Source organism: Bradyrhizobium sp. A11 (assembly GCF_042077125.1).
Classification (GTDB): Bacteria; Pseudomonadota; Alphaproteobacteria; order Rhizobiales; family Xanthobacteraceae; genus Bradyrhizobium; species Bradyrhizobium japonicum_B.
This window is the reverse complement of sequence record NZ_CP149509.1, coordinates 6,226,312-6,250,855: the sequence shown is the minus strand read 5'-3', so window position 1 is coordinate 6,250,855 and position 24,544 is coordinate 6,226,312. Positions and strand designations below refer to the sequence as shown.

The 24,544-nt window shown below is 65.8% G+C and carries 26 protein-coding genes and 1 tRNA gene; 12 read left to right on the top strand and 15 right to left on the bottom strand.

Annotated features, from left to right (window positions below; all coding sequences use genetic code 11):
- Positions 1 to 20: 20 nt before the first annotated feature.
- Entirely contained in the window at positions 21 to 311 is a 291-nt protein-coding gene (locus WI560_RS29425) for a hypothetical protein (RefSeq protein ID WP_028134086.1), read from the top strand.
- Positions 312 to 441: 130 nt separating this feature from the next.
- Here WI560_RS29425 and WI560_RS29420 read toward each other — a convergent pair whose 3' ends face one another.
- The 4 genes from WI560_RS29420 to WI560_RS29405 all read right to left on the bottom strand — a co-directional run bounded on the left by WI560_RS29420 (position 442) and on the right by WI560_RS29405 (position 4,491).
- Positions 442 to 2,391, bottom strand: a complete 1,950-nt coding sequence (locus WI560_RS29420) for a sensor histidine kinase (RefSeq protein WP_375305973.1) — start codon at positions 2,389 to 2,391, stop codon at positions 442 to 444.
- Entirely contained in the window at positions 2,388 to 3,071 is a 684-nt protein-coding gene (locus WI560_RS29415) for a response regulator (protein WP_375305972.1), read from the bottom strand. The genes WI560_RS29420 and WI560_RS29415 overlap by 4 nt, the downstream gene beginning before the upstream one ends.
- 158 nt (positions 3,072 to 3,229) lie before the next feature.
- Positions 3,230 to 3,463 carry a hypothetical protein gene (locus tag WI560_RS29410; RefSeq protein WP_375305971.1) on the bottom strand — a complete coding sequence of 78 codons (234 nt, stop codon included), beginning with the start codon at positions 3,461 to 3,463 and terminating at the stop codon, positions 3,230 to 3,232.
- 161 nt (positions 3,464 to 3,624) lie between these two features.
- A complete protein-coding gene (locus WI560_RS29405) occupies positions 3,625 to 4,491 on the bottom strand; it encodes an alpha/beta fold hydrolase (protein ID WP_375305970.1) in 867 nt (288 codons plus the stop codon).
- Between the two features lie 113 nt (positions 4,492 to 4,604).
- Here WI560_RS29405 and WI560_RS29400 point away from each other — a divergent pair, with 113 nt between their 5' ends.
- Positions 4,605 to 4,982, top strand: a complete 378-nt coding sequence (locus tag WI560_RS29400) for a VOC family protein (protein ID WP_375305969.1) — start codon at positions 4,605 to 4,607, stop codon at positions 4,980 to 4,982.
- Between the two features lie 739 nt (positions 4,983 to 5,721).
- Here the strand turns inward: WI560_RS29400 and WI560_RS29395 are convergent.
- A tRNA-Leu gene (locus WI560_RS29395) sits at positions 5,722 to 5,806 on the bottom strand.
- 156 nt (positions 5,807 to 5,962) lie between these two features.
- Between WI560_RS29395 and WI560_RS29390 the strand changes: the two genes are divergently transcribed.
- Positions 5,963 to 6,505, top strand: coding sequence for a disulfide bond formation protein B (locus WI560_RS29390; protein ID WP_375305968.1), 543 nt, complete (start codon positions 5,963 to 5,965; stop codon positions 6,503 to 6,505).
- Between the two features lie 120 nt (positions 6,506 to 6,625).
- On the opposite strand, the gene WI560_RS29385 is transcribed toward WI560_RS29390, so the two are convergent.
- Together WI560_RS29385 and WI560_RS29380 are read right to left on the bottom strand one after the other, a co-directional pair.
- Positions 6,626 to 7,714 (bottom strand): AbrB family transcriptional regulator, encoded by a 1,089-nt coding sequence (locus tag WI560_RS29385; protein WP_375305967.1) that lies wholly within the window; start codon positions 7,712 to 7,714, stop codon positions 6,626 to 6,628.
- 95 nt (positions 7,715 to 7,809) lie between these two features.
- The gene (locus WI560_RS29380; protein ID WP_375305966.1) at positions 7,810 to 8,136 is read right to left on the bottom strand and encodes a PsiF family protein; all 327 of its coding nucleotides are present in this window, start codon (positions 8,134 to 8,136) and stop codon (positions 7,810 to 7,812) included.
- Positions 8,137 to 8,340: 204 nt separating this feature from the next.
- Here WI560_RS29380 and WI560_RS29375 point away from each other — a divergent pair, with 204 nt between their 5' ends.
- Entirely contained in the window at positions 8,341 to 8,832 is a 492-nt protein-coding gene (locus WI560_RS29375; RefSeq protein WP_375305965.1) for a hypothetical protein, read from the top strand.
- A gap of 63 nt (positions 8,833 to 8,895) precedes the next feature.
- Here the strand turns inward: WI560_RS29375 and WI560_RS29370 are convergent, their stop codons facing one another.
- The gene (locus WI560_RS29370) at positions 8,896 to 9,444 is read right to left on the bottom strand and encodes a TetR/AcrR family transcriptional regulator (RefSeq protein ID WP_375305964.1); all 549 of its coding nucleotides are present in this window, start codon (positions 9,442 to 9,444) and stop codon (positions 8,896 to 8,898) included.
- 191 nt (positions 9,445 to 9,635) lie between these two features.
- On the opposite strand from WI560_RS29370, the gene WI560_RS29365 reads away from it, so the two are divergent.
- Both WI560_RS29365 and WI560_RS29360 read left to right on the top strand, forming a co-directional pair.
- Positions 9,636 to 10,109, top strand: a complete 474-nt coding sequence (locus tag WI560_RS29365) for a PaaI family thioesterase (RefSeq protein ID WP_375305963.1) — start codon at positions 9,636 to 9,638, stop codon at positions 10,107 to 10,109.
- Positions 10,110 to 10,182: 73 nt separating this feature from the next.
- Positions 10,183 to 10,842 carry a DsbA family protein gene (locus tag WI560_RS29360; protein ID WP_375305962.1) on the top strand — a complete coding sequence of 220 codons (660 nt, stop codon included), beginning with the start codon at positions 10,183 to 10,185 and terminating at the stop codon, positions 10,840 to 10,842.
- A 79-nt stretch (positions 10,843 to 10,921) separates the two neighbouring features.
- Here WI560_RS29360 and WI560_RS29355 read toward each other — a convergent pair whose 3' ends face one another.
- The 3 genes from WI560_RS29355 to WI560_RS29345 all read right to left on the bottom strand — a co-directional run bounded on the left by WI560_RS29355 (position 10,922) and on the right by WI560_RS29345 (position 13,274).
- Positions 10,922 to 11,128 (bottom strand): hypothetical protein, encoded by a 207-nt coding sequence (locus WI560_RS29355; RefSeq protein ID WP_126259341.1) that lies wholly within the window; start codon positions 11,126 to 11,128, stop codon positions 10,922 to 10,924.
- An 81-nt stretch (positions 11,129 to 11,209) separates the two neighbouring features.
- Positions 11,210 to 12,280 carry a phospholipase gene (locus WI560_RS29350; RefSeq protein ID WP_375305961.1) on the bottom strand — a complete coding sequence of 357 codons (1,071 nt, stop codon included), beginning with the start codon at positions 12,278 to 12,280 and terminating at the stop codon, positions 11,210 to 11,212.
- A gap of 22 nt (positions 12,281 to 12,302) precedes the next feature.
- On the bottom strand, positions 12,303 to 13,274 hold the full coding sequence (locus tag WI560_RS29345) for a S1C family serine protease (RefSeq protein ID WP_375305960.1): 972 nt from the start codon (positions 13,272 to 13,274) through the stop codon (positions 12,303 to 12,305).
- A gap of 286 nt (positions 13,275 to 13,560) precedes the next feature.
- Between WI560_RS29345 and WI560_RS29340 the strand changes: the two genes are divergently transcribed.
- The 6 genes from WI560_RS29340 to WI560_RS29315 all read left to right on the top strand — a co-directional run bounded on the left by WI560_RS29340 (position 13,561) and on the right by WI560_RS29315 (position 20,863).
- The gene (locus tag WI560_RS29340) at positions 13,561 to 14,979 is read left to right on the top strand and encodes a M20 family metallopeptidase (protein WP_375305959.1); all 1,419 of its coding nucleotides are present in this window, start codon (positions 13,561 to 13,563) and stop codon (positions 14,977 to 14,979) included.
- A gap of 261 nt (positions 14,980 to 15,240) precedes the next feature.
- Positions 15,241 to 17,031 carry a peptide ABC transporter substrate-binding protein gene (locus WI560_RS29335; RefSeq protein WP_375305958.1) on the top strand — a complete coding sequence of 597 codons (1,791 nt, stop codon included), beginning with the start codon at positions 15,241 to 15,243 and terminating at the stop codon, positions 17,029 to 17,031.
- Positions 17,032 to 17,060: 29 nt separating this feature from the next.
- Positions 17,061 to 18,020 carry an ABC transporter permease gene (locus tag WI560_RS29330; RefSeq protein WP_028134105.1) on the top strand — a complete coding sequence of 320 codons (960 nt, stop codon included), beginning with the start codon at positions 17,061 to 17,063 and terminating at the stop codon, positions 18,018 to 18,020.
- Positions 17,986 to 18,903: an ABC transporter permease gene (locus WI560_RS29325; RefSeq protein WP_375305957.1), complete on the top strand. Its 918-nt coding sequence runs from the start codon at positions 17,986 to 17,988 to the stop codon at positions 18,901 to 18,903. Before WI560_RS29330 ends, WI560_RS29325 begins: the two co-directional genes overlap by 35 nt.
- Positions 18,903 to 19,898, top strand: a complete 996-nt coding sequence (locus WI560_RS29320; protein ID WP_375305956.1) for an ABC transporter ATP-binding protein — start codon at positions 18,903 to 18,905, stop codon at positions 19,896 to 19,898. The genes WI560_RS29325 and WI560_RS29320 overlap by 1 nt, the downstream gene beginning before the upstream one ends.
- Positions 19,895 to 20,863 (top strand): ABC transporter ATP-binding protein, encoded by a 969-nt coding sequence (locus tag WI560_RS29315; RefSeq protein WP_375305955.1) that lies wholly within the window; start codon positions 19,895 to 19,897, stop codon positions 20,861 to 20,863. Before WI560_RS29320 ends, WI560_RS29315 begins: the two co-directional genes overlap by 4 nt.
- Positions 20,864 to 20,907: 44 nt before the next feature.
- Here the strand turns inward: WI560_RS29315 and WI560_RS29310 are convergent, their stop codons facing one another.
- The 4 genes from WI560_RS29310 to WI560_RS29295 are packed head-to-tail and all read right to left on the bottom strand — an operon-like array spanning position 20,908 to position 24,458.
- Entirely contained in the window at positions 20,908 to 21,081 is a 174-nt protein-coding gene (locus WI560_RS29310; protein WP_155253262.1) for a hypothetical protein, read from the bottom strand.
- Positions 21,078 to 22,478, bottom strand: a complete 1,401-nt coding sequence (locus WI560_RS29305; protein ID WP_375305954.1) for an amidase — start codon at positions 22,476 to 22,478, stop codon at positions 21,078 to 21,080. Before WI560_RS29305 ends, WI560_RS29310 begins: the two co-directional genes overlap by 4 nt.
- Positions 22,479 to 22,509: 31 nt before the next feature.
- Entirely contained in the window at positions 22,510 to 23,859 is a 1,350-nt protein-coding gene (locus tag WI560_RS29300) for a TRAP transporter large permease subunit (protein ID WP_375305953.1), read from the bottom strand.
- Positions 23,856 to 24,458, bottom strand: coding sequence for a TRAP transporter small permease subunit (locus WI560_RS29295; RefSeq protein ID WP_257179528.1), 603 nt, complete (start codon positions 24,456 to 24,458; stop codon positions 23,856 to 23,858). Before WI560_RS29295 ends, WI560_RS29300 begins: the two co-directional genes overlap by 4 nt.
- Positions 24,459 to 24,544 lie beyond the last annotated feature (86 nt).

The window sequence follows — 24,544 nt, the reverse complement described above, 5'->3', positions numbered from 1 at the left end:
GGGAAGCAGGAGAGCTAAGAATGTCGAAGAGAGCTGGAGCGCTGAGCGCAGGGCTGACGGTCATGGCGCTCGCGGGCGCGGCGATGGTGTCGCTGGGCACGAGCCCGGCGCAGGCGGTGGTCTATTGCAAGACGGTCGGCGTGCCCAAGGGCTGCGTGGTGCGGCCGACGGCGGCAGTGGTGGTGGCGCCGGGAGCGCCGGTCGCCGCCGCGGCGGTCGCAACGCCCGGCGTCGGCGCGCCCGGTGTCGGCGTGCGCGCGGGAACGCCGATGAATCGCGGCGGCCCGGTCAACCGCGTCGGCCGGCGCTGATATTTCCGTTGAGTTGATTGCATTGCTTCGGGCCAACGGAGCCTGCGGACGAACACCCCCGTCCTCCGCAGGCAGCTTCCCGGCCCGTCCCCTCTCTCCGTGCGCCCCACACGTTCGGGGAGGGGGCCTTTCAGCCCGTAGCCATGTCGCTGTCGGGAAAGCGCTGCGGCAATTGCAGCCGCACACGCGTGCCGGACGAATCCGAGCTCAGATCGAGCACGGCACCGCAGCGCGCGGCGCGGCTTTTCATGTTGCGCAAGCCACGCGCGGTCTGGCCGTTGCGAGCGGCCTCGCTATTGCCGGCCGGCGCGAAGCCGCGGCCGTCGTCGGTCACGCTGATCACGCCATACGGCCCCTGGCCGGCGTCGAACGTGTCGATGGTGACCGCGATGCGGCGGGCCTGGGCGTGCTTGACCGCATTGGTCACGGCCTCGTCGAGGATGCGCACGATCTGGATGACGTGCCATGGCCGCAGTTCCGGATGCAGCGGCACGCCTTGCGGCGTCGCCACGCGCCAGTCGAGCGTGATGTCGTGCGGCCGCAATTGCGCCGTCGTGCGCTCGCGCCAGGAGCCGAGGGCGAGCATCAGGTCGCCGCCGATGTCGTCCATGGAATCGATGACGAGACGCAGATCCTTCAAGGCGGCACGGGCGGCGTCGGTGATCATCGCGCCCTCATGGCCGCGCTCGGAAAGCGCGACGATGCTGACGAGCTGGCCGCCGAGGCCGTCATGCAGGTCGCGCATCAGGCGCGTGCGCTCGTTGGCGAGCGCGGCGGCGCGGGCGCGCTCCTCCTCGCGGGCAAAGCTCGCCTTCAGCCGTTCCTCGGCCTCGCGCACGCGCGTCACGAGCTGGCCGGCAAAGCTGTCGACCTGGTTCAAGGCGCGGGCGAAGCGCCAGGTCAGCCCGGCGCCGATCGCGACCAGCATCGCCGAATAGGACAGGCGCGAGACGAAGATGCGATCGTTGGTGGCGATCTCGAGCACCGTGAGCATGTCCTGGATCCAGCAGGTCAGCACGATGGTCACGGCGCATCCGATCGTGAAGCTCGCCGCGTCCTGCCGCCGCACCACCGCCGTTGCCGTGATACAAGCCATCAGGACCAGGCAAAGCCCAACGGTCGGAATGCCGAGCACCAGGAAAAGGATGCGCGGCAGCGGCGGGCCCCCGATCAGCCCGACCACGAACACGAGGATGCCGGGCACGAACAGCAGCGTGCCGTAGCGCGGCCAGCGCCAGCCGAAGAACAGCACGGCGAACACGACGATCAGCGCGCTCTCGATCGGCGCGGAGGCCAGCAGCACGGCGGCAAGCCGCGAGGTGGCGGCCGGCGGCACCGGCGGCGGCGCGAACGCCTGCACGACGCCGAGCACCATCGCCGCGGCCAGCACGCCGTAGACCGGCTCATGACGCCGCATCAGCCACATGATTGCGAGGATGACGGCCAGGATCGCCTGCCAGGCCGAGAACACCACCGGCAGCGTGACGAACAGCAGCGTGCGCGTCTCATAGGCCGGGCGCAGGGCGACGTCCGGGCCGACATAGACGGTGTCGAGAAACCCCTTGAGCGGTCCCCATACGTACAGCCGTACCGTGATCTCGTTGCCGCCTTCGCGCAGCAGCGAAGCGGGAATGGCCGCGATCTGAGGCGTGTTGCGGTCGGGCCGGTTGGCATTGGCGTCGCGCCGGGAGTCGAGCACGACGACGCCGTTGACGGCGACCTCCACCGCGTTGCTGAAGCGCGGCAGGTAGACCGACCAGCCCGCGGCCGCTTCGCCGCTGGGGAACGTGAAGGCGCCGGTGTAGAATGGCGGGTCGGTGAGGGAATAGCGCGACGGCGTGAAATGCGGCAGCGTCACGGGGCGGATCTGGCCGTCCTCCCGCGCCGAAAAATCGCTCAACGCGAAGCCTTCGGGATCGCTCGGCTGTAATTGCCGAAGCCCGAGGATGGTGACGATCACGATCAGGGCCTGCAGCAGCAGATAGGGCACGAGGCGCGAGGCCAGCAGCCGGCGCTGCGCGGCTTTGCCGGCTGCCTTCGTAGGTGCCTTCGCAGGTGCCTTGGCCGCGATCTCGCTCACAGCTTGATCAGGCCCTGCTGCACCGCCTCGAACACCGCCTCGCTGCGCGTGTGCACCTCGAGCTTGCGATAGATGTTCTTGATATGGCCCGGCACGGTCTGCTTGGACAGGCCGAGATGGCTCGCGATCTCGGCATAGCTGAAGCCCTTGGCGATGCCCCAGAGGATGTCGATCTCGCGCGGTGTCAGTCTCGCGGTGTTGAGCACGGGGCCGGGCGGCGGCTCCGCCGAGCTTTGCGCCGCGCCTTGCGTCCTGCGCACGATGAAGCGGGCGATCGAGGCCGAGATCGGCGAATGGCCGGCGACGAGGTCGCGCACCGTGGTGGCGATGTCGGTGGGGAAGGCGTCCTTGAGCAGGTAGCCGGTGGCGCCGACCGTGATCGCGGAGATCACGCTTTCCTCGTCGCCGAGGGCCGAGATCACCATGATCTCGGTGTCGGGGAAGCGCTGCCTCATCTCGCGGATCAGCTCGATGCCGTGGCCGTCGGGCAGCCGCAGATCGGTCAGCAGCACGCGCGGCGCGCCGCCGGCAAGCGCAGACCGGGCTTCGCCGAGCGTGCCGGCGCTGCGCACCTCGTAGCCGGCCTTGACCAGCGCATCCTGAAGCCGCCAGCAGGTCGGCGCGTCGTCCTCGACGAGGAGGATGGTGATGACGTCACCCGTCTCGTCCTGTTCGGTCATGATCTAAGGTCCCGCACCCGCGTGTCCCCCGCGGCGCAAGGGCAAGTTTAGCCGCAGCGGGGATGCCGTGACACCCATAATCATGGGGGCGGGGATGACATTGGACTGCCAAGTCGCGGGGCTGCGGATGATGGACGGCCGCCGAGCTGCCGATGCTTTCAAGGAAGGTCGACGCGCGGCGGCGGATAGCGCCGCGCCAGGACCGACAGAGAGAGGGACCGCTCTTCGTCCGGCAATTCCAGATACGCCAGCACCAGCGGTCGCTTCCAGTTGCCGACACCGAAATCCATCGCCATCCATTTCTGCGGCTCAGGGCCCTCGAGACCCCGGACCCAGACCAGATAGCGCGGCAGATCGTCGGCGTCCGTATCCGTCGTGCGTCTCCTGGCCATCGAAGCTATCCGCTGCATCACCAATCATGCCGCACGATATAGGGAATAGCTTGGCATAGGGAATAACTTGGCGAAGCCCGGGTGGCTTGGGGGAGCCAACCGCCGCCGGGGACGCAATCACCGTCATTGCCGGAGCGGCTCTCCGCCACTGACTATGCTCGTCAGGACTTCAACCGTTCGAGAAATGGACGCATGAGCGAGACAACCTCATCGAGGTTGGTTTCAAGCAGCCAGTGGCCGCCGTCCAGGAGATGCAGTTCGGCATCGGGCAGGTCGCGGAGATAGGCTCGCGCCGACTCTTCTGGCATGTAATGGTCTTGCGGCCCCCACAGGATCAAAGTCGGCGGCTTGTGCTGCTGAAGATATCGGCGGTGCTCGGGAAACCATTGGCGGTTCGCCTTGAGGCCAAACAGAACGTTTGCGGCGGCGTCCTTCCGCCGCTCGGTCATCAGCGACCAGTGCAATTGCCAAAGGTCCGGCGCGATGAGGCGAGCCAGATCCGCGCGCACATCATTCAGGAACTCGTCGCGGAAATTCTCTTCGGTGACAGCCTGCCTCATCGCCGCACGCATCTCCCGGTCGGGCAATGTCCAGGTCTTCTCGATGTCGGCGTATTTCGGGCCAAGCGCATCTTCGTAAGGTATGTCACCGTTCTGGATGACCTGAGCCACCACCCGCTCAGGCCGCATGATCGCCAGCCTGGCCCCGATCGGCGAGCCGAAGTCATGCAGGTAGATCACGAAGCGCTCGATCTTCAGATGGGTCACGAACCGGTCGAGCCACGCGGCATAGCCATCGAAGCTGTAATCGAAGTCCTCGGGTGTCCCGCTATAACCGAACCCGGGATAGTCCGGCGCAATCAGCCGCCATTTGTCGGCCAGTCGCGGCATGAGATTGCGAAATTCGTAGGATGAACAGGGATAGCCGTGCGGCAGCAGGACGACGGGCGCGCCTTCCCGTCCTGCTTCGCGGTAGAATGTGTCCACGGGTCCGATCTGAACCCTGCAATGCCTGACGCGTGTGTCCATGTCCTGCTTCCTTGGTAGATAAAGCGACGTCTTCGGCGGGGTTCCCGGGGGGCTGGAGGGAACAACGGCTGGAAGCTTGCCGTTACGGGGCAACATCGGAACGGGAGGTCGTTGTGATCCACCATGTCTCGGTCGGGACGAATGATGTTCAGCGTGCGAAGCGCTTCTACGATGCCGTCTTGCCCATCGTCGGCATCATGCCGATGGCCGAGGACGAGGGTGGACTGGGTTATGGAAGCGGCACGTTTCACTTCAGCGTTCAGGTTCCGATCGACGGACGACCGGCGACCGCGGGCAACGGCAGTCATATCGCCTTTGCCGCCGAGGACCGCGCGATGGTCGATCGTTTCTACGTAGCGGCATTGAAACACGGTGGCAGCGACGATGGACCTCCGGGGCTGCGGTCGAATTACGACCTCAATTACTACGGCGCGTTCGTCCGTGATCCAGACGGTCACAAGATCGAGGCCGTGACCTATTCGGCAAGATAGGCGTGACGGGGTGCTCATGCGGACGCGACAGAGTTGAGCAACCCGCGGCTATCGCTTCAGGCTGAAGCCATTCCGCCCCAGCTCGAATTTCCGATTGACAGAAATTCGGAAATGTCGTAGTCGTTTGCCATCCCGGCCCAAGGATAAGGGGCGTTTCGCGATCGTCACGATACGCGGGCCGGGTCGCGGTGGGCGTTGGGCGCATCGCGCGCCGGCAGTCGCAGGGCGGGCTTGGCCCGTGAGCGGTTGAGCGGCGCGCACACGACCGGTGTGGTCCAGCGTACGGCAAAAGCGTGTGGTCCTGACGCCCGGGGTCTGTGCGTCAAGGCTTGCGGTGGTGAGGCGGCCCGACCGGGCACGCGCACTGCTCGTCCGCAAGGCGACGGGGGCAATAGTGCAACGCTCCCCGGGGAGAGCGCGCCATAAGCCGTCAAACCATTGCGCAGGGAAAGGCCGGGATGTCCAGGCTGCCCTGTATGCCGCTGTGCATCTGTCTTCGCGCAATCTGCGCACAGCGGACCGTGGGTGCCAGCCGGCGCCCGGCCTTCCCTGCGCCCTTTCCAACCAAGGGGCGTCGAGAGAAGCCCAAAGCTCGGGCGTCAGGCGCCGCGAGAGCGTGAAGGCATGTCTTTGATATCTGAAATTTGCGGAGACAGTCCGTCTTCGAGAGGCTCCGCCGCACACGCGTCCGCTTTCGGCTGTGCGTGGCCGCGCCACGCGAAGCCCGAAGGGCGAAGCGTGGTGCCCCTGGCCGGAATCGAACCAGCACTCCTTGCGGAACTCGATTTTGAGTCGAGCGCGTCTACCAGTTCCGCCACAGGGGCCCTCGGTCGGCCCTTGAAGGGAGCGTCGCGAAGCCGGCGGACTATAGCCATGGACAAAGCGGGGTCAACCCGCGCCAAAGTGATGTTCGCCGTTCTCGACAGCTGCCTGGACCGGGGCTAGAGGCTAAGGCCACGCCCCCTTTGAAAGAGGCCGCCGTGACGACCCAGAGTGCCGCAATACCTGCATTCAGGCCGGGAGCCACGAGCCCCGCGCTGACGGCCTCGCTGCTCGTCACGCTGATCGCGGCCGCGGCCATCGCGGGCGCCTGGTTCTTCCAGCTCGTGCTGGAGATCCTGCCCTGCCCGCTCTGCCTCGAGCAGCGCTACGCCTATTACTTCGCGATTCCGCTTGGCGCGCTCACGGCTTTTGCGGCGAGGAATCGCGCGCCGCGGCCGCTGCTGCTGGCGGGGCTCGCGATCCTCGCGCTGGCGACGCTCGCCAATGCCGGCCTCGGCGCCTACCATTCCGGGGTCGAGTGGGGTTTTTGGAAGGGGCCGACCGATTGCAGCGGTCCCGTCGTCAATCTCGGCAATGCCGGCGATCTGTTTTCACGGCTCGACACCGTGAAGGTGGTGCGTTGCGACGAGGTGCAGTGGCGCTTCCTCGGCCTCTCGCTCGCCGGCTACAACGTGCTGATCTCGCTGCTGATGGCCGCGGTCGCCGCGTGGGGATTTGCGGCGACGGCGAAGCGTTCGTAGTTGCCGTAGGGTGGGCAAAGGCGCGCTCTTCGCGCGCTTTGCCCACCATCATTAACGATTGAGAGAGATCGTGGGTACGGCGCTGCGCGCCTTTGCCCACCCTACGAGAGCGGCGCTCTGCTAATCGTCCACGTCGTCTTGGGTGCGCCCGAACAGATGCACGATGCCCGGCGTTGCGATCGTCACGAACACGAAACGCGACAAATGATGGGCGCCGACGAAGATCGGGTCGATGTGCAACGTCAGCGCCAGCGCCAGCATGGCGTCCATCGCGCCCGGCGCGAAGGCGACCACGATGTCGGAGAATTTGACCTGCGTGGTGAGCGCGACGGTGCCGACGAAGATGGCGGAGACGGCGATGGCCACGGCAAACGAACCCAGCGCCGCGTTGATGTGACCGGCGAGCGTCTTGATCCGCATCCGCGCGAAGCGGCTGCCGATCAGCGCGCCGATGCCGACCAGCGCGACGCCGCGCACCCAGTCCGGCAGGCCGCCCTCGACCCAGCCGGCGCCATGCAGCACGCTGGAGGCGATCATGGCGCCGAACATCCAGCTCGCGGGAAATCTGATCAGCCGCAGCACCAGCGCCATGGCCAGCGAGGCCGCGACCAGCTCCACGAGGTCGAGCGGCGAGGCAATCGTCGTCGTCGTCAGCGACGGCACGGCGGAGGGGACCACGCCCGCAATCGCGAGCACCATCGGCAGCGCCGCGGTGAGGATGATGACGCGCATGGTCTGCACCACCGCGATGCCCGGCAGGTCGGCGCCGCGCTCGACCGCGAGAATCGTGATCTGCGACAGCGCGCCGGGGCTGCCGGCCAGGAAGGCCGAGGTGCGGTCCCAGCCATGGATGCGCTGGAGGTAATAGCTGGAGCCGAAGGTGGAGCAGAAAGTCGCGAGTGCGAGCAGCCCGATGGTGAGGGGATAGGCGCCGACCTGTTGCAGCAGATGGCGCGAGACCACCGAGCCCAGCGAGATGCCGAGCAGCACCAGCACGGCCTGGGTCAGCAGCGGCGGCAGCGCCAATTGGCGGCCGGCGATGGCGGCGATGGCGACCGCGATCATCGAGCCCGAGATCAGCCCGCCGGGAAGGCCGGCGAGGAGAAACACCAGGCCTCCGGCGGTGCCGATGACGAGCGTCTCCGCCGTGCTCAAGAGCTTGGCACGGCTCGGCCATTCGAACGGCAGGGAGGTGGTGATGTGCTTCACGCCGCCTTATCGCAAATCGGCGGCAGGCGCACAATTGCAGGCTCCTCATGCCGCAATGCGTGCGCCTCGCCGTCGTGCGCGGAGGGGCGCGAGGGTTATTTCTTGTCGGCGGCGGGCGCGGTGGGCGCGGCAGGGGCGGCAGGGGCGGCGGTCGCGGCAGGCGCGGCGGTGCCGGCCCTCGCTTCCTTCTTGCACTCGCGACGGAATTTCTTGCGCTCCTTGCCCTTCAGCCCCTTGGCGTCGGCCTGCTTGGAGCATTCGATCGACTCGGCCGTGCGCTCTTTCGCTGCCTTCGCGGCCTCGGTCTTCAAATCGGTCTTCACATCGGTCTTGGCGGCCGGCGCGGCGGTCTGCGCGAAGGAGGTCGCGGTTGCGAGCAGGGAGGCGAGGGCGATTGCGGCGAGGCGAGAGGCGAGGGTCATGGGGTTGCACTCATCTTGCGAGTATTGCGAGGGCTGCGAACCTCAGCTCGCATTGCTGAACGCGACATGAATAATCCGGAGCAAGACGCTCACTATATTTTGGCAGCAAGCGCCGTCGCGTTCTTGTCGCAGATGGCCGGCACGCTAGGATAGCAATTGTTATTTCACTGCCCCATCGGGGGAAGATCAACGAGGAGACCAGGGATGACCATCCGATCGAGATTGCTGTGCGCGATTGCCTTGTCGGAATTCGCTGCGCTCGCGCTGTCGGCGCCGGCGCAGGCGCTGACCGCGCAGGAGTGCAGCGCGAAATACCAGGCGGCCAAGAAGGACGGCTCGCTCGGCACCATGAAGTGGAATGACTTCCGCAAGGCCCAGTGCGGCGCGGATGCGACGCCGGCCGCTGCGCCGACCGCGGCCGCGCCGGCGGCGCCCGCGGCTCCCGCCGAGCCGAAGCAGGCGAAGAAGGAGGCGGCCCCTGCCGCCGCGCCGACCCTGCCGGCCGGTCCCGCCGTCTATCCGAACGCGGTCGATCCGAAATACGCCAAGGAGACCCCCGGCAAGGCGCGCCTGCACACTTGCGTCGACCAGTACAATGCCAACAAGACCACCAACGGCAATGGCGGCTTGAAGTGGATCCAGAAGGGCGGCGGCTATTACAGCGAATGCACCAAGAAGCTGAAGGGCGCCGCCTGAGCCCGGACGCGATGCCGAGGCCGGGGCAACGCTCCGGCCTCTTCGTTCAGTCCAGCAGCTCGTCTAATCCAGCAGCTTCTCGGCCGATTTCGCCACCAGCTGCGACCGCTTGCGCGGCCCGCGCTCGACGAACAAGAGGCTCTGGCCGAAGATGAAGCAGTAGAACAGGAAGGCCTGCGCCTCGGCCTCCTCGGCCGCAAGCCCGGTGGCGCGATAGAGTTCGGCGACGTGCTTGAGTCGCGCGGCGTCGACGCCTGCCACCGCCGCCGCGGCATTCTCGTCCGAGCGGGCCCATTGCCGGATCGCGAGCTCGATCGCCATGGCTTCCGGATTGAGCCGCTCCGAATAGAGTTGGATCACCGCCTTCAGCCGTTCGCGGGGCGTCTGACCGTCGAGGCGCGTTTGCTGCGCGACCGATGCCGCGCGTCCCTCGCGCCAGCGTTGCAGCATCGCATCGAGCAGTGCGCTGCGGTCGGCGAAGCGGCGGTAGAAGCCGCCCTTGGTGACGCCGAGATTCTTGGCGAGCACCTCGACCCTGACACCCTCGACCCCCGAGCGGGCGAGCTCGGCAAAACCCGCCTCGACCCAGACATCGCCCTTGCCGTCGCTCATGAAGGAAGCCTCTCGGAATCTGATACGGTGCCGTATTGCTAACCCGTCCCGCGCTTGATACGCTACCGTATCAGGGAAATACAGGGAGAGACGTGCACATGGACCGAGGCCAGCGCGAATCCGCATCTTTCGCTCATGCCGTCCGCGAGATCGCTCGCCGGTCTCCCGCCGAGCCGGCCGGTATCTGAGCCATGGCTGCGTTCGAGCCGAAGAATCCGGGCTATCGCGCGGCGGCCATCGCCATGTTCGATCGCCAGCCGGCGATGCACACCCTCGGCATCGTGATCGTCCGTCTCGCACCGGGCGAGGTCGAGCTGGCGATGCTGCATTCGGCGGCCTTCACCCAGCAGAACGGCTTTGTCCATGCCGGCATCATCACCGCCGGGCTGGACAACGCCTGCGGCGTTGCCGCCTTCACCCTGATGCCGCGCGAGGCGGACATCCTCACCGTCGAGTTCAAGACCACGCTGCTCGCGCCGGCCAGGGGCGAGCGCTTCGTCTTCAAGGCCGAGGTGGTCAAGCCCGGCCGCACGCTGACCTTCTGCGAGGCCAAAGCGTTTGCCGAGCATGAGGGCAAGACCACGCTGATCGCCACGATGACCGGGACGTTGATGGCGATGCTTCCGCGCATTCACGCAGCGGGTGCCATGACATCGCCGCCGTGACGCTCTATATGACCAGTAACAATTCCCGACCCCGAACCGTATTCGGGAAGATGGGACCGAAACGGGACGAGATATGGCTAGATCTGGGAACAAGGGCTTGGTGCCGACGCGGCGAGCCGCGCTGACGCTGATCGGAGCGGGCGCCCTCGCGGCAGGCCGCATCACCCCGGCACTGGCAGCCGCCGGTGACGACGAGGTGCTGACCGAAGCCAAGGTGCTGCGCGATCCCGACACGCCCGTCGCCGGCAATCCCAATGGCAACGTCACCATCGTCGAATGGTCCGATTACAATTGTCCCTATTGCCGCAAGCTCGAGCCCGAGCTGCGCCAGGTCGTCCAGGACGACGGCAAGGTGCGGCTGGTGATGAAGGACTGGCCGATCCTCGGGCCGGTCTCGGTGACGGCGGCGCGGTCCGCGCTCGCGGCGAAATTCCAGGACAAGTATCACCAGGCCCATGACGCCCTGATGGCCGTCAGCTCGCGCCTCACAGAGCCGCGCATCAACGAGCTGCTGGCGGCGGCCGGCGTCGACATGGACCGCCTGAAACGCGATCTTGCCGGCCGTGGCAGCGACATCGATGCCCTGCTCAAGCGCAACAATGATCAGGCCGAAGCCTTCGGCTTCCGCGGCACTCCGTCCTTCATCGTCGGCAAGTACCGCGTGCCGGGCGTGCTCAGCATGGCCGAGTTCGAGCAGGTCATCGCCGATGCCCGCAAGGCCAAGATGAACTGACGCGTACAGCCTTGATCGCAGCCAACACAAAGGCGCCGCCGCGGATCCGCGACGGCGCCTTTTTCATGATGGAGCGTCGTTACTTCGACGAGATCCGGACCCAGTCCTTGTGCGCGCGGTCGCGCAGCGCGTCCCAATCCGCCTTGGCGACGTCCCAGTTCACGATGGTGCGATTGGTGACCGCGACCTGGCCATTGGCGACGGAGGATGTCTGCATGGAGTCATAGACATAAACGCCGCCCGCGAGCAGCAGCGCGCCCAGGATCATTCCGAAAAAAGTCTGCATGGCGAGTCTCCGATGACGAGCGATAACGTCGTCCCGATACGAATGTTCCCCGGCAGTGCGGCGCGGATAAGGAGAGGCCGTTCATCCTGCATTCAGCCACTGCATCAGCTCCGCGTTGATCTCGCGCGGATAGGTGTGGCTGAGGTCGTCGATCTCGCGATAGGTGACGTCGGCGCCGGCGGCTGCGAGCGCCGCTTGCGTCTGGCGCGCGGTCTGCACCGGAAACATCCAGTCGAGCTTGCCGTGGGTAATGAAGATCGGCAGCCCCTGCAGGCGCGTGGCGTTCGCCATCTCCGCCATCAGCGGATGGAAGGTTGCGGACACCGGCGCCAGATGGGTGAAGGGCGAGGCGCCGTCGAGCCCGCTCACGTAACAAAAGGTGCCCCCGTCGCTCATGCCGGTCAGCAGCATGCGCGAGGCATCGACGGCCCAGCGGCTGCGCACGGTCTCAAGGATACGCACGAGATTGGGCGTGTCGGCATCGTCGCCCATCAGCGCCCAGGTCGGGCCGGTCGCGGTCGGCGCCACCAGGATGGCACCACAGCTGCGCGCATCGCGCAGCCAGCTCCACAGGAAGCCGCGTCCGTTGCCGCTGCCGCCATGCAGCGCCATCACCAGCGGCATGGCGCGGTCGTGCCTGTAATATTCGGGCACGTAGACCGAGAAGCCGCCGCGGCTGCCGGGTTCGTTGTGATCGTGGAAGATGCCGGTATCTTCGCCCGCGCCGGCTTCGAGCCGAGACAGCACGTCCGCATTGTCGCGATTGGCGGCGTTGAGGAAGAAGCTGCTCACCGGCGGAAACTGCATCGCCAGCGGATAAAGCGCCTCCTGCGCGCGCGGCAGGTGGCGCAGCGCGCGGAACACCGCGACGAGATCGCCGTTGCCGCGCTCGACCTCCCGGATGCCGGCAAAGGCGGCGAGCGTCTCGTCGCAGGCCGTATCGAGCCGCTCACGCAGGCCGGCAAACTGGTCCGGCCAATCTCCGGTCGAAGCCCGTGCCTTCCGCAGCACCTCGTCCGGGGCCCCGACCGTGTTCATCACGGACGCAAAGGCCGGCGGGTGCAGATGCCGGGCGAAGAACCCGAGCGCCTCCATCGCATTGAGCAGCGGTGGCAGCACGGCCACGATGTCGTCGATCACGGCCTCGCTCATCGCGGCTTCCTTCAGCGGAAAATCAATGCAGCTTCGGCGCTTTCAGCAACTTGAAGCGGTCGGTCGAGGCCACCGTGACGTCGAAGGTGACGCCTTCGTGGTGCACGGTGAGCGGCACGTCGACGCCGGCGGCGCCGAGCGCCCACATCTTCTTGTAGAACGCAGTCTGGCTGGTGACCTTGTCGCCGTCGACGGCAAGGATGACGTCGCCGGCCTTGAGCTCGGCGCGCGCGGCCGGACCGTTCGCGGAGATTCCGATCACCACCACGCGATTATCGATCTCGGTCGAGTAGAGTCCGAGCCAGGGCCGCGCCGGCTTGTTGACGCGGCCGAACTTGCGCAAGTCCTCCAGGATCGGCTTCAGCAGGTCGATCGGGACGATCATGTTGACAGGCTCGGCCTTGCCGCCGCGCTCGCGCTCCAGCTGAAGCGAGCCGATGCCGATCAGCTCGCCGCGCTCGTTGAGCAGCGCGGTGCCGCCCCAGTTTGGATGCGCCGGATAGGTGAAGATGGCTTCGTCCAGCAGGTATTCCCAATAGCCGGCGAATTCCTGCTTGGCCACGATCTGGCTCGCGACCGAGCGCGTGCGGCCGCCAGCACCGCCGACCACGACGCGGTCGCCGAGCCGGGTGTCGGCCGAGTTGCCGAGCGGCAGCGGCTCGATATCAAGATCACCGAGCGCCTGCACCAGGCCGAAGCCCGTCTCGGAATCGAAGCCGAGCGCATGACCCTCCACCACGCGCCCGTCGGCGCGGTGCAGCCACACCGATTCCGCCTCGGTGATGAGATAGCCGATCGTGAGCACCAGCCCGTCGTCGATCACGACGCCGTTGCCGGCGCGTTCGGTGCCCAGCGTCTCGGCGCTGAAGGCGTCAGGCGGGATGATGGCGTGCAGGCCGACGATGGATCCGAGTGCGCGGTCGAGGTCGAAACCGTAATCGCTCGCACGCGGCTGGTTGGCCGGCGGCACTCTCCATTCGGTCAGGGCGGACATGGAGTTTCTCCTGGCTGAGAACATCGCTGCCGTGCTGGCGGAACGACGCACGATGCATGGATAATTTAGGCCGGCAGAGCCCGTCTTGAAAGGCTCGTTCCCAACTATTCGCAAGAGCGTCGCGTGAAATCTTCGAAAGGCACAGGAACGCCCAGCATACGAGGGGCGGCCCCCCTCAATCCGGCATGCGTCGCATGGCTGATGCCCCCGCCGCTGCTAGGCGAGGTGCGGTGAAGCTGCTAACCATTGCCGCTTGGTTTGACCAAGAGATCACGGACGACAGACAATGGACAACCGCAGCGACATCTGGCGTGGCGTCGACACGATCAAGGCGCGTTTCATCGACCTCAGCGACAGGGTCTGGGGCATGCCCGAGGTGTGCTACACCGAGGCGCGGTCCGCCGCCGAGCATCTCGCCGAGCTGCGTCATCAGGGTTTCCGCGTCACCGAGAAGGTCGCCGGCATTCCGACCGCGGTGATGGGCGAGTGGGGCGAGGGCGGTCCGGTCATCGCCTTCATGGGAGAATATGACGCGCTGCCCGGCCTCAGCCAGGAAGCGGGTGTCGCCGAACATCGTCCGGTCGAGGCCGGCGGGCACGGCCATGGCTGTGGTCACAATCTGCTCGGCTCCGCCGCGCTGCTCGCCGCGACCGCGGTGAAGGACTGGCTTGCCGAGAACAAGGTGCCCGGCCGCGTGCGCTATTATGGCTGCCCGGCCGAAGAAGGCGGCGCGGCCAAGGCGTTCATGGTGCGCTCCGGCGCGTTCGAGGACGCCGACATCGCCATCACCTGGCATCCGCACAGCTTCTGGGAGGTCGCGGTGACGCCGTCGCTCGCCAACACGCGCGCGGATTTCATCTTCACCGGCCGAACCTCGCATGCCGCCGCTTCGCCGCATCTCGGCCGCTCCGCGCTCGATGCGGTGGAATTGATGAATGTCGGCGTGAACTACATGCGCGAGCACATGCCGAGCGACGCGCGCGTGCATTACGCGCTGCTCGACACCGGCGGCATCGCGCCGAACGTGGTCCAGGCCCATGCGCGGGTGCGCTATTCGATCCGCGCGCGTGATCTGCCCGGCATGAACGAGCTGGTCGAGCGCGTGTCCAAGATCGCGCAAGGCGCGGCGCTGATGACGGAGACCAAGGTGGAGATGAAGATCATCTCCGCAGTCTCCAACATCCTGCCGAACGGGCCGCTGGAGCAGGCGCTGCACCGGGTCATGGAAGAGCTCGGACCGCCGCATTTCGACGATGCAGACAAGAGCTTTGCCGGCCAGATCCGCGCGACGCTGAGCGACAAGGACATTGCGTCGGTCTATTACGCGATCGGCATGGAGCCGACCGATCGGCCGCTGGCCGACTTCCTGGTGCCGCTCGATGCCAAGCGTAACCCGCTGGTCGGATCGACCGACGTCGGCGACGTCAGCTGGGTGGTGCCGACCGTGCAGGTCCACGCCCCGACGGTCGCGATCGGCACGCCTTTCCACACTTGGCAGGTGGTTGCGCAGGGCAAGAGCCCGCATGCCCACAAGGCCATGGTGCAGGCGGCCAAGGCGATGGCCGGTCTCGGCATCAAGGCGCTGACGGATCCGGAGCTGATCAAGGCGGCCAAGGCCGACCTGAAGAAGCGCACTGCGAGAACACCTTATGTCTGTCCGCTGCCGGATCACGTCGAGCCGCCGCTCGACATGTCCGTCGCGTAGAATTTTGCCTCGATACTTCGTCTGATCGGGCGAACAAATTTTCCGCAGTGCAGCGTGCAATCCAGCGTGTTTTGATGCCGGATTGCCGAACGGATGGGCTGCGGAACGCGGTTTTGCCCAACAGACAGCCAGAAGACCGTTTGCATACACACGGTCCCAGTTGACGCGCCCCCCATTCGGTGTGCCATCTACTGCCAGCTATTTGGGCGGCCGCCTTTGCCGGCCGTCTTCATCACGATGGGAACCAGACGGGGGACAACCATGCTGGATAAAGAACTGCGTTCGATGATCGGCCAGGTGAAGGACGGGCGGATGGATCGCCGCGCCTTCATCAAGCACATGGCCGCGGTCGGTCTCACCGCTCCCCTGGCCAACCAGATCCTCGCGCTCGGCGGCGTCGCGATGGCCCAGGGCGCCTCGACCTACAAGCCGACCAAGCGCGGCGGCGGCGGTGCGCTGAAGCTGTTGTGGTGGCAGGGACCGACCTTGCTCAATCCGCATTTCGCCACCGGCACCAAGGATCAGGACGGCTCGCGCCTGTTCTACGAGCCGCTCGCCTGCTGGGATCCGGACGGCAACATGAAGCTGGTGCTGGGGGCGGAGATCCCGTCGATCCAGAACGGCCTGCTCGCGGCCGACGGCAAGTCGGTGACGTGGAAGCTGAAGCCCGGCGTGAAATGGCACGACGGCAAGCCGTTCACGGCCGACGACCTCGTATTCACCTGGCAGTACATCAAGGATCCGGCCACTGCGGCTGTGACCATCGCAACCTATCGCGATCTCACGGTCGAGAAGATCGACGATCTCACCGTCAAGATCACTTTCCCGAAGCCGACGCCGTTCTGGGCCGACGCCTTCGTCGGTGCGACCGGCCAGATCCTGCCGAAGCACCTGTTCGCCGATTTCATCGGCTCCAAATCGCGCGAAGCCCCGAATAACCTCGCGCCGGTCGGCACCGGTCCCTACAAATTCGTCGAGTTCAAGCCGGGCGATCTCATCCGTGGCGTGATCAATCCCGACTATCACATGGCCAACCGGCCCTATTTCGACACGCTCGAGATGAAGGGTGGCGGCGACGCCGTCTCGGCCGCGCGTGCGGTGATCCAGACCGGCGAGTACGATTTCGGCTGGAACATTCAGGTCGAGGACGACGTGCTGCTGCGCCTGGAGAAGGGCGGCAAGGGCAAGACCGTCTACGCCGTGGGCGGTGACACCGAGTTCATCGCGCTCAACTTCACCGATCCGAACGTCGAGATCGACGGCGAGCGGTCTTCGATGAAGACCAAGCATCCGTTGTTCTCGGATCCCGTCGTACGCAAGGCGCTGTCTCTGTTGGTGGACCGCGAGTCCGTCAAGAAGGCGATCTACGGCCGCGCCGGGCGCACGACCGCGAACTTCCTCAACGGCCCGGAGAAGTTCGTCTCCAAGAACACGAGCTGGGAGTTCAACATCGAGAAGGCGGCCAAGATGCTCGATGACGCCGGCTGGAAGCCCGGCGCCGACGGCATCCGCGAGAAGGACGGCAAGAAGCTGAAAATCGTCTATCAGACCTCGATCAACGGTCCGCGCCAGAAGACCCAGGCCATCGTCAAGCAGGCCTGTCAGAAGGCCGGCATTGACGTCGAGTTGAAGTCGGTGGTGGCTTCGGTGTTCTTCTCGTCGGACGTCGCCAATCCCGACACCTATCCGAAATTCTATGCCGACATCGAGATGTTCCAGATCCCGCTGAGCCAGCCGGATCCGTCGCAGCACATGCGTCGCTACCTTTCCAGCAACGTCGCGACCAAGGAAAACAAGTGGCAGGGCACCAACTTTCCGCGCTGGGTCAATAAAGAGTACGACGCGGTGATCCAGGCCGCCGACAGCGAGATGGATCCGGTCAAGCGGGCCGCGCACTACATCAAGGCCAACGACCTGATGTGGCAGGACACGGTGTTCATCCCCGTGATGCATCGCCTCAAGGTCGAGGTGGCTGCGAACAATCTGCGCCCGGTGATCTCCGGCTGGGCCAACGAGACCGACAACTTGTTCGACTGGTATCGCGAGGAATGATCCCCCAAAGCTAGACGGGGCTTCCCCTCATGAGCCAATACGTCCTGCGTCGCCTGCTGATCGCGATTCCGAGCCTGCTCGGAATCTCGGTCGTCCTGTTCGTCGTGCTCGCGCTCGCGCCCGGCGATCCGTTTTCCGAGTTGGCGACCAACCCGAACGTGCCGCCCGAAGTGCAGGCGGCGCTTCGGGCCAAGTTCGGCCTCGATGACCCGATCTACCTGCGCTACCTGCACTGGCTCAACGCCATGCTGCACGGCGACTGGGGTTTCTCCTTCGTCAGCCGGATGGACGTCGACCAGTTGATCCTCCAGCGCCTGCCGGCCACGCTCTATGTGATCGGCTCGGCGCAGATCCTGGCGCTGCTGATCGCGATTCCCGTCGGCGTCTACGCCGCGACGAAGCCCTATTCGCTGTTCGACCAGGTCGCGAACACGCTCGCCTTCGTCGGTTTCTCGCTTCCGACCTTCTTCACCGGCATTCTGTTCATCCTGATCTTCTCGATCACGCTGGACTGGCTGCCGTTCGTCTATACCACCGACATCAAGGCGACCGGTATCCGCTGGGTGCTGGAAATGATCCGCCAGGCGATTATGCCGGTGGCGGTGCTCGGCCTGTTCCAGGCGGCGTCGATGACGCGCTTCGTGCGCTCGGCGATGCTCGACGTGATCCGTCTCGATTATGTCACCACGGCGCGCGCCAAGGGCCTCGGCCAGGCCAAGGTCATCGTCAAGCACGTCATGCGCAACGCCATGATCCCGGTCGTGACCCTGATCGCCTTGCAGATGCCGGCGGTGTTCGGCGGCGCGATCGTCACCGAGCAGATCTTCCGAATCCCCGGCATCGGCTCGCTGCTGATCTCTTCCATTCTTTCCAACGACACGCCGGTTGTGATGGCCGTCACCTTCGTCTTCGCGTGCCTCGTCGTTCTGTTCAACCTCATCGCGGACGTGCTTTATGGCTGGCTTGACCCTCGCATCTCCTTCCGCTGAGCGGCGCGTCTACTCGCCCTGGCGCGAGACGTGGCGGCGCTATAGCCGGCACAAGCTTGCGGTGGTGAGTGCGGTCCTGCTCCTCATCCTGATCCTGGCGGTGGTGCTCGGCCCCTTCGTCTGGCGCGTCAAGATGGACGACATCGATATCGTTGCAGGCATGCAGGGGCCCTCGCTGGCTCATCCCTTCGGCACCGACGATCTGGGGCAGGACATCCTCGCCCGCATGATCTATGGCGGGCGCATCTCGCTGGCGGTCGGTCTTGCCGCCATGCTGGTCTCGGTCCTGGTCGGCGTGCTGATCGGCGCGCTCGCCGGCATGTCGCGTGGTGCGCTCGGCCATGGCCTGATGTGGCTGACCGACCTGTTCCTGTCGCTGCCGCAGCTGCCGTTGCTGCTGCTGCTGATCTATCTGTTCCGCGACGGGCTGAAGCAGGCGTTCGGACCCGAGGGCGGCATCTTCATCCTGATCGTGCTCGTGATCGGCGGCCTGCGCTGGATGCCGGTGGCCCGGCTTGTGCGCGCGCAGTTCCTGTCAATCCGCGAGAAGGAGTTCGTCGAGGCTGCACGCGCGCTCGGCGCCAGCCCGGTGCGGCAGGTGGTGCGCCACATCCTGCCCAATGCGCTCGGCCCCGTGATCATCGCCGGCACCATCGACGTCGCCGCCGCCATCATCGCGGAATCGACCCTCTCCTTCCTCGGCCTCGGCTTCCCGCCTGATACCCCGACCTGGGGCCGGCTGCTGTACGACGCCAAGGACTTTCTCGACATCGGCCCGCACTGGGCGCTGTTTCCGGGCGGCGCCATCTTCATCGCGGTGGTCGCCATCAACTTCATCGGCGACGGCCTGCGTGACGCGCTCGATGCGCGACGGGTGATCTGATGGCGCCGCTGCTCGAGATCAAGGGCCTCAAGACCCACTTCTCCACCGACGACGGCATCCTGCAGGCCGTCGACGGCGTCGATATCTCCATCAACCGCGGCGAGACGCTCTGCGTCGTCGGCGAGTCCGGCTGCGGCAAGACCGTCACCGCGATGTCGATCCTGAAGCTGATCGCGATGCCGCCAGGGCGGATCGCGGCTGGCCAGATCATCTTCGAGGGACGCGATCTGGTGCCGCTGACCAGCAATCAGCTGGACGAGATCAGGGCCAAGGAGATCGGCTTCATCTTCCAGGAGCCGATGACCTCGCTCAACCCGGTGCTCACCATCGGCGAGCAGATCGCCGAAAGCCTGCGCCGGCACGAAGGGCTGAACAAGAAGCAGGCGCTCGAGCGCACCATCGAGATGCTGAAGCTGGTGCAGATCCCGAACGCGGAAGGCCGCGTGCACAATTATCCGCATCAATTCTCGGGCGGCATGCGCCAGCGCGTGATGATCGCAATGGCGCTCGCCTGCAAGCCGAAGCTGATCATCGCCGACGAGCCCACCACGGCGCTCGACGTCACCATCCAGGCCCAGATCCTCGATCTGCTCCAGGACATGAAGGACCGTTTCGGCATGGCGGTGATGCTGATCACCCATGCCATGGGCGTCGTCGCCGAAACCGCCCAGCGCGTCGTCGTGATGTATGCCGGCAAGGTGGTCGAGGAAGCCCCCGTCAACGATCTCTTCGGCGATCCCCGCCACCCCTACACCCAAGGCCTGATCCGCTCGATCCCGCGCATCGACCTCGACAGCGAGCACAAGACGCGGCTGGAGGCGATCGGTGGCTCGGTGCCGATCCTGATCAATCCGCCGGTCGGCTGCCGCTTCGCGCCGCGCTGCAAGTTCGCCATGAACGTCTGCACCGAGAAGGAGCCGCTGCTGCGAGAGATCGCGCCGGGCCACCGCATGGCCTGTCACCTGGGAGATCTGAGCGTGGGAGCTGCGTCATGAGCGAACCCCTGCTCCGCGTCAGCGGCCTGAAGAAACATTTCCCCGTGCTCGGCGGCCTGTTGTCACGCCAGGTCGGCACCGTCTATGCGGTCGACGGCGTGTCGTTCTCGGTCAACCGCGGCGAGACGCTCGGTCTCGTCGGCGAATCCGGTTGCGGCAAGTCGACCACGGGACGCTGCGTGCTGCGCCTGATCGAGCCGACCGACGGCGAGGTCACCTTCGACGGCCAGGACGTGCGCAAGCTGGGCGGCGATGATCTGCGCGCGATGCGGCGGAACATGCAGCTGGTGTTCCAGGATCCGTTCGCCTCGCTCAACCCGCGCATGACGGTCGGTGCGATTCTCGGCGAGGCGCTGGTCATCCACAAGCTCGGATCCTCGGCAAAGGAGCGCGACGAGCGCGTCGCCAGCCTGCTGGTCAAGGTGGGGCTCAAGGCCGAGCACATGCGGCGCTATCCGCACGAATTCTCCGGCGGCCAGCGCCAGCGCATCGTGATCGCGCGGGCGCTCGCGGTCGAGCCAAAGCTGATCGTCTGCGACGAGCCGGTGTCGGCGCTCGACGTGTCGATCCAGGCCCAGGTCATCAATCTGCTGGAAGACCTCCAGGCTGAGCTGAACCTCACCTATCTCTTCGTCGCGCACGACCTCTCGGTGGTCGAGCACATCTCCGACCGCGTCGCGGTGATGTATCTCGGACGCATCGTGGAGCTGGCGAAAGCGAGCGATCTCTACCGCAATCCGCAGCATCCCTACACCAGGGCGTTGTTGTCGGCGGTGCCGGTGCCCGATCCCAAGCTGAAGCGCGAGCGCATCCGCCTCAAGGGCGACGTGCCGAGCCCGATGAAGCCGCCCTCGGGCTGTCACTTCCACACCCGCTGCCCGATCGCCCAGCCGCGCTGCGCGGAGAGCGCACCGGCGCTGAAGGAGGGGGCGAACGGTCACCTCGTGGCCTGCCACCTGGCGTGATGGTGCGGCGCGACTGTCTTGCGAGGACGAACTTGCGACGGAGATCAGCGAGGCGTGCCGTTCGTCGTCCGCAGTGACTGGACGAAATCGAGCACCGCCAGAATCACCACGCCGACCACAATGATGATGAGCGGAACGGCCTTGATCCAAACCAGCAGGATCCCAAGAAAGGTGATCATGAGCGCGAGGCCGATGAGGCCGGTGATCAGATTGGTCATCGCACGTTCCTTTTCTCCGCGCGGGGAGCCGAGTTCGTCCCGGCGCTCGGGACGTTGTGCCGAGCGCTGCCACGCGTGCGCCCGATCGTCTTGACGAGCCAGCGCGCCGTGCGCAAGAGCCGGGCATCGTTGCCGCGGCGGCCGACGAGCTGCACGCCCAGCGGAAGGCCGGCTTCGGAACGCATCAGGGGCAGGCTGATGGCGGGCACGCCGAGATAGGTCCATAGCGTGCAGAAAGCCGGGTTGCCGGTCGTTTCGATGCCGGGCGCCGCACCCGGCGCCGCGGGCGTCAGGACGGCGTCGTACTCGTCGAAGATTTGGTCCAGAGCCTGGTTGAGCGGCGCAATCCCGGCCAGGGCGTCGCAATAATCCATCGCAAGATGCGCGCGGCCGCGCTCGATCGCCTGGCGCAGGCGCGGGCTCAGCCTGTCGCCGCCTCGCTGATAGTCGCGCCGCAGATTGTGCGCCATATCGACTTCCATGATGATGCGGTGCATATCGACGGCTCTGTCGAAGCTCGGCCCGAGCTCGACCTCGCTACACGCCTCGCCTAAAGCCTCGACAAGCTCGGCAAAGGCCTCACGTGTCACCGGCTCGGCCTGATCCCAGACTGGAGAGCGCACGAAGGCAAACCGCGGCGGCAACGGCGGTTCGCTCGCCGCTACCGCAGAGAATGGCGGGCGCGCAACAGGCCGCGTGTCCAGATCCTCCGGGTCGAAGTCGACCATGACCTCGGACAGCAGGGCCACGTCCTCCACGCTGCGCCCGAACACGCCGACATGGTCGAGCGTGCGCGACAATTCGAGCGCACCGCTGCGCGGAATGAGGCCATGCGAGGGCTTGAAACCGACCACGCCGCAGAAGGCGGCAGGACGGATCACCGAGCCGTTGGTCTGCGAGCCGACAGCACCCGGCACCATCAGCGCCGCGACGGCCGCGGCGGAGCCCGAGGACGATCCGCCGGGCGTGTGATCCGGGTTGTGCGGATTTCGGGTCTTGCCCGGATTGTAGTACGCGTACTCGGTGGTCACCGTCTTGCCGAGGATCACGGCGCCGGCCGCCCGCAGACGCGCCACGGCCGCCGCATCGCGCCGCGGCGTGCGTCCGGCCCACAGCTCCGATCCGAACTCCGTCGGCATGTCGCCGGTGTCGAATATGTCCTTGATGCCCACGGGCACGCCATGCAGCGGGCCTATGGCCTTGCCGTGCTTGCGATGATCGTCAGCAGCCTCGGCCTGCCGCATCGCGTGGTCGCGATCAAGAAACGCCCACGCCTGGATATCGCGATCGACCGCGTCGATGCGCTCCAGGCAGTCGCCGACGAGCTCTTCCGAACTGAGCCGACCGTCGCGGATGCCGGCCGCGGCTTCCATGAGGCCGAGCGCGCTGAGACTCATGCGCGGCCTCGCGGCGGTCTGCCGGGCGCGCTCATCGCGTTCCATAGAGATAGGTGGGCAACCACAATGCGATCCCCGGGAAGATGTAGACCAGTGCCATGGTGAGGAAGACCAGGCCGACGAAGGGGAGCGCGCCGGAGAAGATGTCGGTCAGCTTCACCTGAGGCGGCGCCACGCCCTTCAGGTAGAAGGCCGCCATCGCGACCGGCGGCGTGTTGAACGCCGTCTGCGTGTTCAGGGCCACCAGGATCCCGAAGAAGATCGGATCGATGCCGTATTGGGGCAGCAGCGGCAGGAAGATCGGCACGAAGATGATGATGATCTCGGTCCATTCCAGCGGCCAGCCGAGCAGGAAGATGATCACCTGGGTCAACAGCAGGAAGCCGATCGGCGACAGGTTCAGCGCGGCGAAGAACTGCTCGACGACGGTCTGTCCGCCGAGGACGGCAAACACCGCGGAGAACGTCCACGATCCGATGAACAGGTAACAGACCATCGCGGTGGCACGCACGGTCAGATAGACCGATTCGCGCATCATCGTGAAGTTGAGCGAACGATAGGCGGCGGCCAGAACGATGCTCATGAGGGCGCCCACCGCGGCTGCCTCGGATGGCGTCGCCAGGCCGAACAGGATGGCGCCGAGCACCGAAACGATCAGTAGCGCCAGCGGCAGGAACGATGTGGCGAGCGCCCAGATGACCGTACTGAGCGGCACGTTGGTCTGCTCGGGGGGCAGCTTCGGCGCCAGCGCGGGATTGATGATCGCGCGCGACATCGCATAGAGGACGTAGAGTCCGGCCAACAGGAAGCCCGGAAAGAAAGCGGCCGCATAAAGCTTGACCGCCGAAACGCCGGCGGTTGCCGCATAGACGATCAGCAGAATGCTCGGCGGAATCAGGATGCCGAGGCAGCCGCCGGCGCAGACGACGCCTGCCGACAGCTTGACGTCGTAGCCGGCGCGCAGCATCGCCGGCAGGGCCAGCAGGCCCATCAGCGTGACGACGGCGCCGACGATGCCGGTCGCGGTCGCGAACATCGCGCAGGTGATCAGCGTGGCCACCGCCAGCGCGCCCGGCACGTTCTTCATCGACAATTGCAGCGAGTAGAACAGGCGGTCGAGAATGTTCGCGCGCTCGATCAGATAGCCCATGAACAGGAACAGCGGAACCGCAACCAGCACATCACTGGATGTGACCTCGAACGTCTTCTGCACCAGAAGGGTGAAGATGCGGTTCTGGAAGAAGTCCTGGCCGGGAGTGTAATAGGCATAATAGCCGAACGAGACGCCCATCGCCATCAGCGTGAAGGCGATCGGGAAGCCGAGCATGATGATGAAGATGAACAGGCCCAGCATCAACATGCCGAGTTGAGGATCGGTCATGCGCCTGGTGCCTTCTCGCTCTGCGGCTCGGCCGCCTGCTGCTGATGTTCGCGGATGACGAGGCTCTCGGTCTCCTCCACGTCGTGCAGGCGCTGCGGCCATCGGCCGGTGCGGATGCACAGCACGCAGCGGATGATCTCGGCGAACCCTTGCAGAAACAGGAGGAAACCGGTGAGCGGGATCAGCGCCTTCAGCGGAAACACCGGCACACCGGCCGGACTGAAGATGCTGACTTCGCGGAAGCGCACCGACATCTGGGCGTAGTTCCAGCCCGAATACATCAGTGCCGCGATCGCCGGCAGGAAGAACAGGATATACAGGACGAGGTCCATCGTCGCCTGCGTGCGCGGCGACCAGAGGCGGTAGACCACGTCGGCACGCACATGGCCGTTGCGCGAGAGCGTATACGCGCCGGCCATCAGGAACATCGCGCCATAGGTGATGTAGCTGATGTCGAAAGCCCAGGTGGTCGGCGCACGCAGCACGTAGCGCACGAACACCTCGTAGCTGACACCCAGAGTGAGGACGAGGATCAGCCAGGCGAACGCCTTGCCCACCCAGGTGCTGAGCTCATCGATGAAGAACAGGAATTTCGTCATGCGAGCTGAACTCGCTGCGAGCAGACCATCCTGATGTCCCCCTCCCAAGTCGCGGGCGGCGCTTCAATTGCGCCGCCCCTCACGAT

Excerpts from the sequence above, each read along its gene's own strand:
- WI560_RS29425 (WP_028134086.1), top strand. The coding sequence starts at position 21 with ATGTCGAAGAGAGCTGGAGCGCTGAGCGCAGGGCTGACGGTCATGGCG.
- WI560_RS29415 (WP_375305972.1), bottom strand. The coding sequence starts at position 3,071 with ATGACCGAACAGGACGAGACGGGTGACGTCATCACCATCCTCCTCGTC.
- WI560_RS29410 (WP_375305971.1), bottom strand. The coding sequence starts at position 3,463 with ATGGCCAGGAGACGCACGACGGATACGGACGCCGACGATCTGCCGCGC.
- WI560_RS29405 (WP_375305970.1), bottom strand. The coding sequence starts at position 4,491 with ATGGACACACGCGTCAGGCATTGCAGGGTTCAGATCGGACCCGTGGAC.
- WI560_RS29380 (WP_375305966.1), bottom strand. The coding sequence starts at position 8,136 with ATGACCCTCGCCTCTCGCCTCGCCGCAATCGCCCTCGCCTCCCTGCTC.
- WI560_RS29375 (WP_375305965.1), top strand. The coding sequence starts at position 8,341 with ATGACCATCCGATCGAGATTGCTGTGCGCGATTGCCTTGTCGGAATTC.
- WI560_RS29370 (WP_375305964.1), bottom strand. The coding sequence starts at position 9,444 with ATGAGCGACGGCAAGGGCGATGTCTGGGTCGAGGCGGGTTTTGCCGAG.
- WI560_RS29365 (WP_375305963.1), top strand. The coding sequence starts at position 9,636 with ATGGCTGCGTTCGAGCCGAAGAATCCGGGCTATCGCGCGGCGGCCATC.
- WI560_RS29360 (WP_375305962.1), top strand. The coding sequence starts at position 10,183 with ATGGCTAGATCTGGGAACAAGGGCTTGGTGCCGACGCGGCGAGCCGCG.
- WI560_RS29355 (WP_126259341.1), bottom strand. The coding sequence starts at position 11,128 with ATGCAGACTTTTTTCGGAATGATCCTGGGCGCGCTGCTGCTCGCGGGC.
- WI560_RS29350 (WP_375305961.1), bottom strand. The coding sequence starts at position 12,280 with ATGAGCGAGGCCGTGATCGACGACATCGTGGCCGTGCTGCCACCGCTG.
- WI560_RS29345 (WP_375305960.1), bottom strand. The coding sequence starts at position 13,274 with ATGTCCGCCCTGACCGAATGGAGAGTGCCGCCGGCCAACCAGCCGCGT.
- WI560_RS29340 (WP_375305959.1), top strand. The coding sequence starts at position 13,561 with ATGGACAACCGCAGCGACATCTGGCGTGGCGTCGACACGATCAAGGCG.
- WI560_RS29335 (WP_375305958.1), top strand. The coding sequence starts at position 15,241 with ATGCTGGATAAAGAACTGCGTTCGATGATCGGCCAGGTGAAGGACGGG.
- WI560_RS29330 (WP_028134105.1), top strand. The coding sequence starts at position 17,061 with ATGAGCCAATACGTCCTGCGTCGCCTGCTGATCGCGATTCCGAGCCTG.
- WI560_RS29325 (WP_375305957.1), top strand. The coding sequence starts at position 17,986 with ATGGCTGGCTTGACCCTCGCATCTCCTTCCGCTGAGCGGCGCGTCTAC.
- WI560_RS29320 (WP_375305956.1), top strand. The coding sequence starts at position 18,903 with ATGGCGCCGCTGCTCGAGATCAAGGGCCTCAAGACCCACTTCTCCACC.
- WI560_RS29315 (WP_375305955.1), top strand. The coding sequence starts at position 19,895 with ATGAGCGAACCCCTGCTCCGCGTCAGCGGCCTGAAGAAACATTTCCCC.
- WI560_RS29310 (WP_155253262.1), bottom strand. The coding sequence starts at position 21,081 with ATGACCAATCTGATCACCGGCCTCATCGGCCTCGCGCTCATGATCACC.
- WI560_RS29305 (WP_375305954.1), bottom strand. The coding sequence starts at position 22,478 with ATGAGTCTCAGCGCGCTCGGCCTCATGGAAGCCGCGGCCGGCATCCGC.
- WI560_RS29300 (WP_375305953.1), bottom strand. The coding sequence starts at position 23,859 with ATGACCGATCCTCAACTCGGCATGTTGATGCTGGGCCTGTTCATCTTC.
- WI560_RS29295 (WP_257179528.1), bottom strand. The coding sequence starts at position 24,458 with ATGACGAAATTCCTGTTCTTCATCGATGAGCTCAGCACCTGGGTGGGC.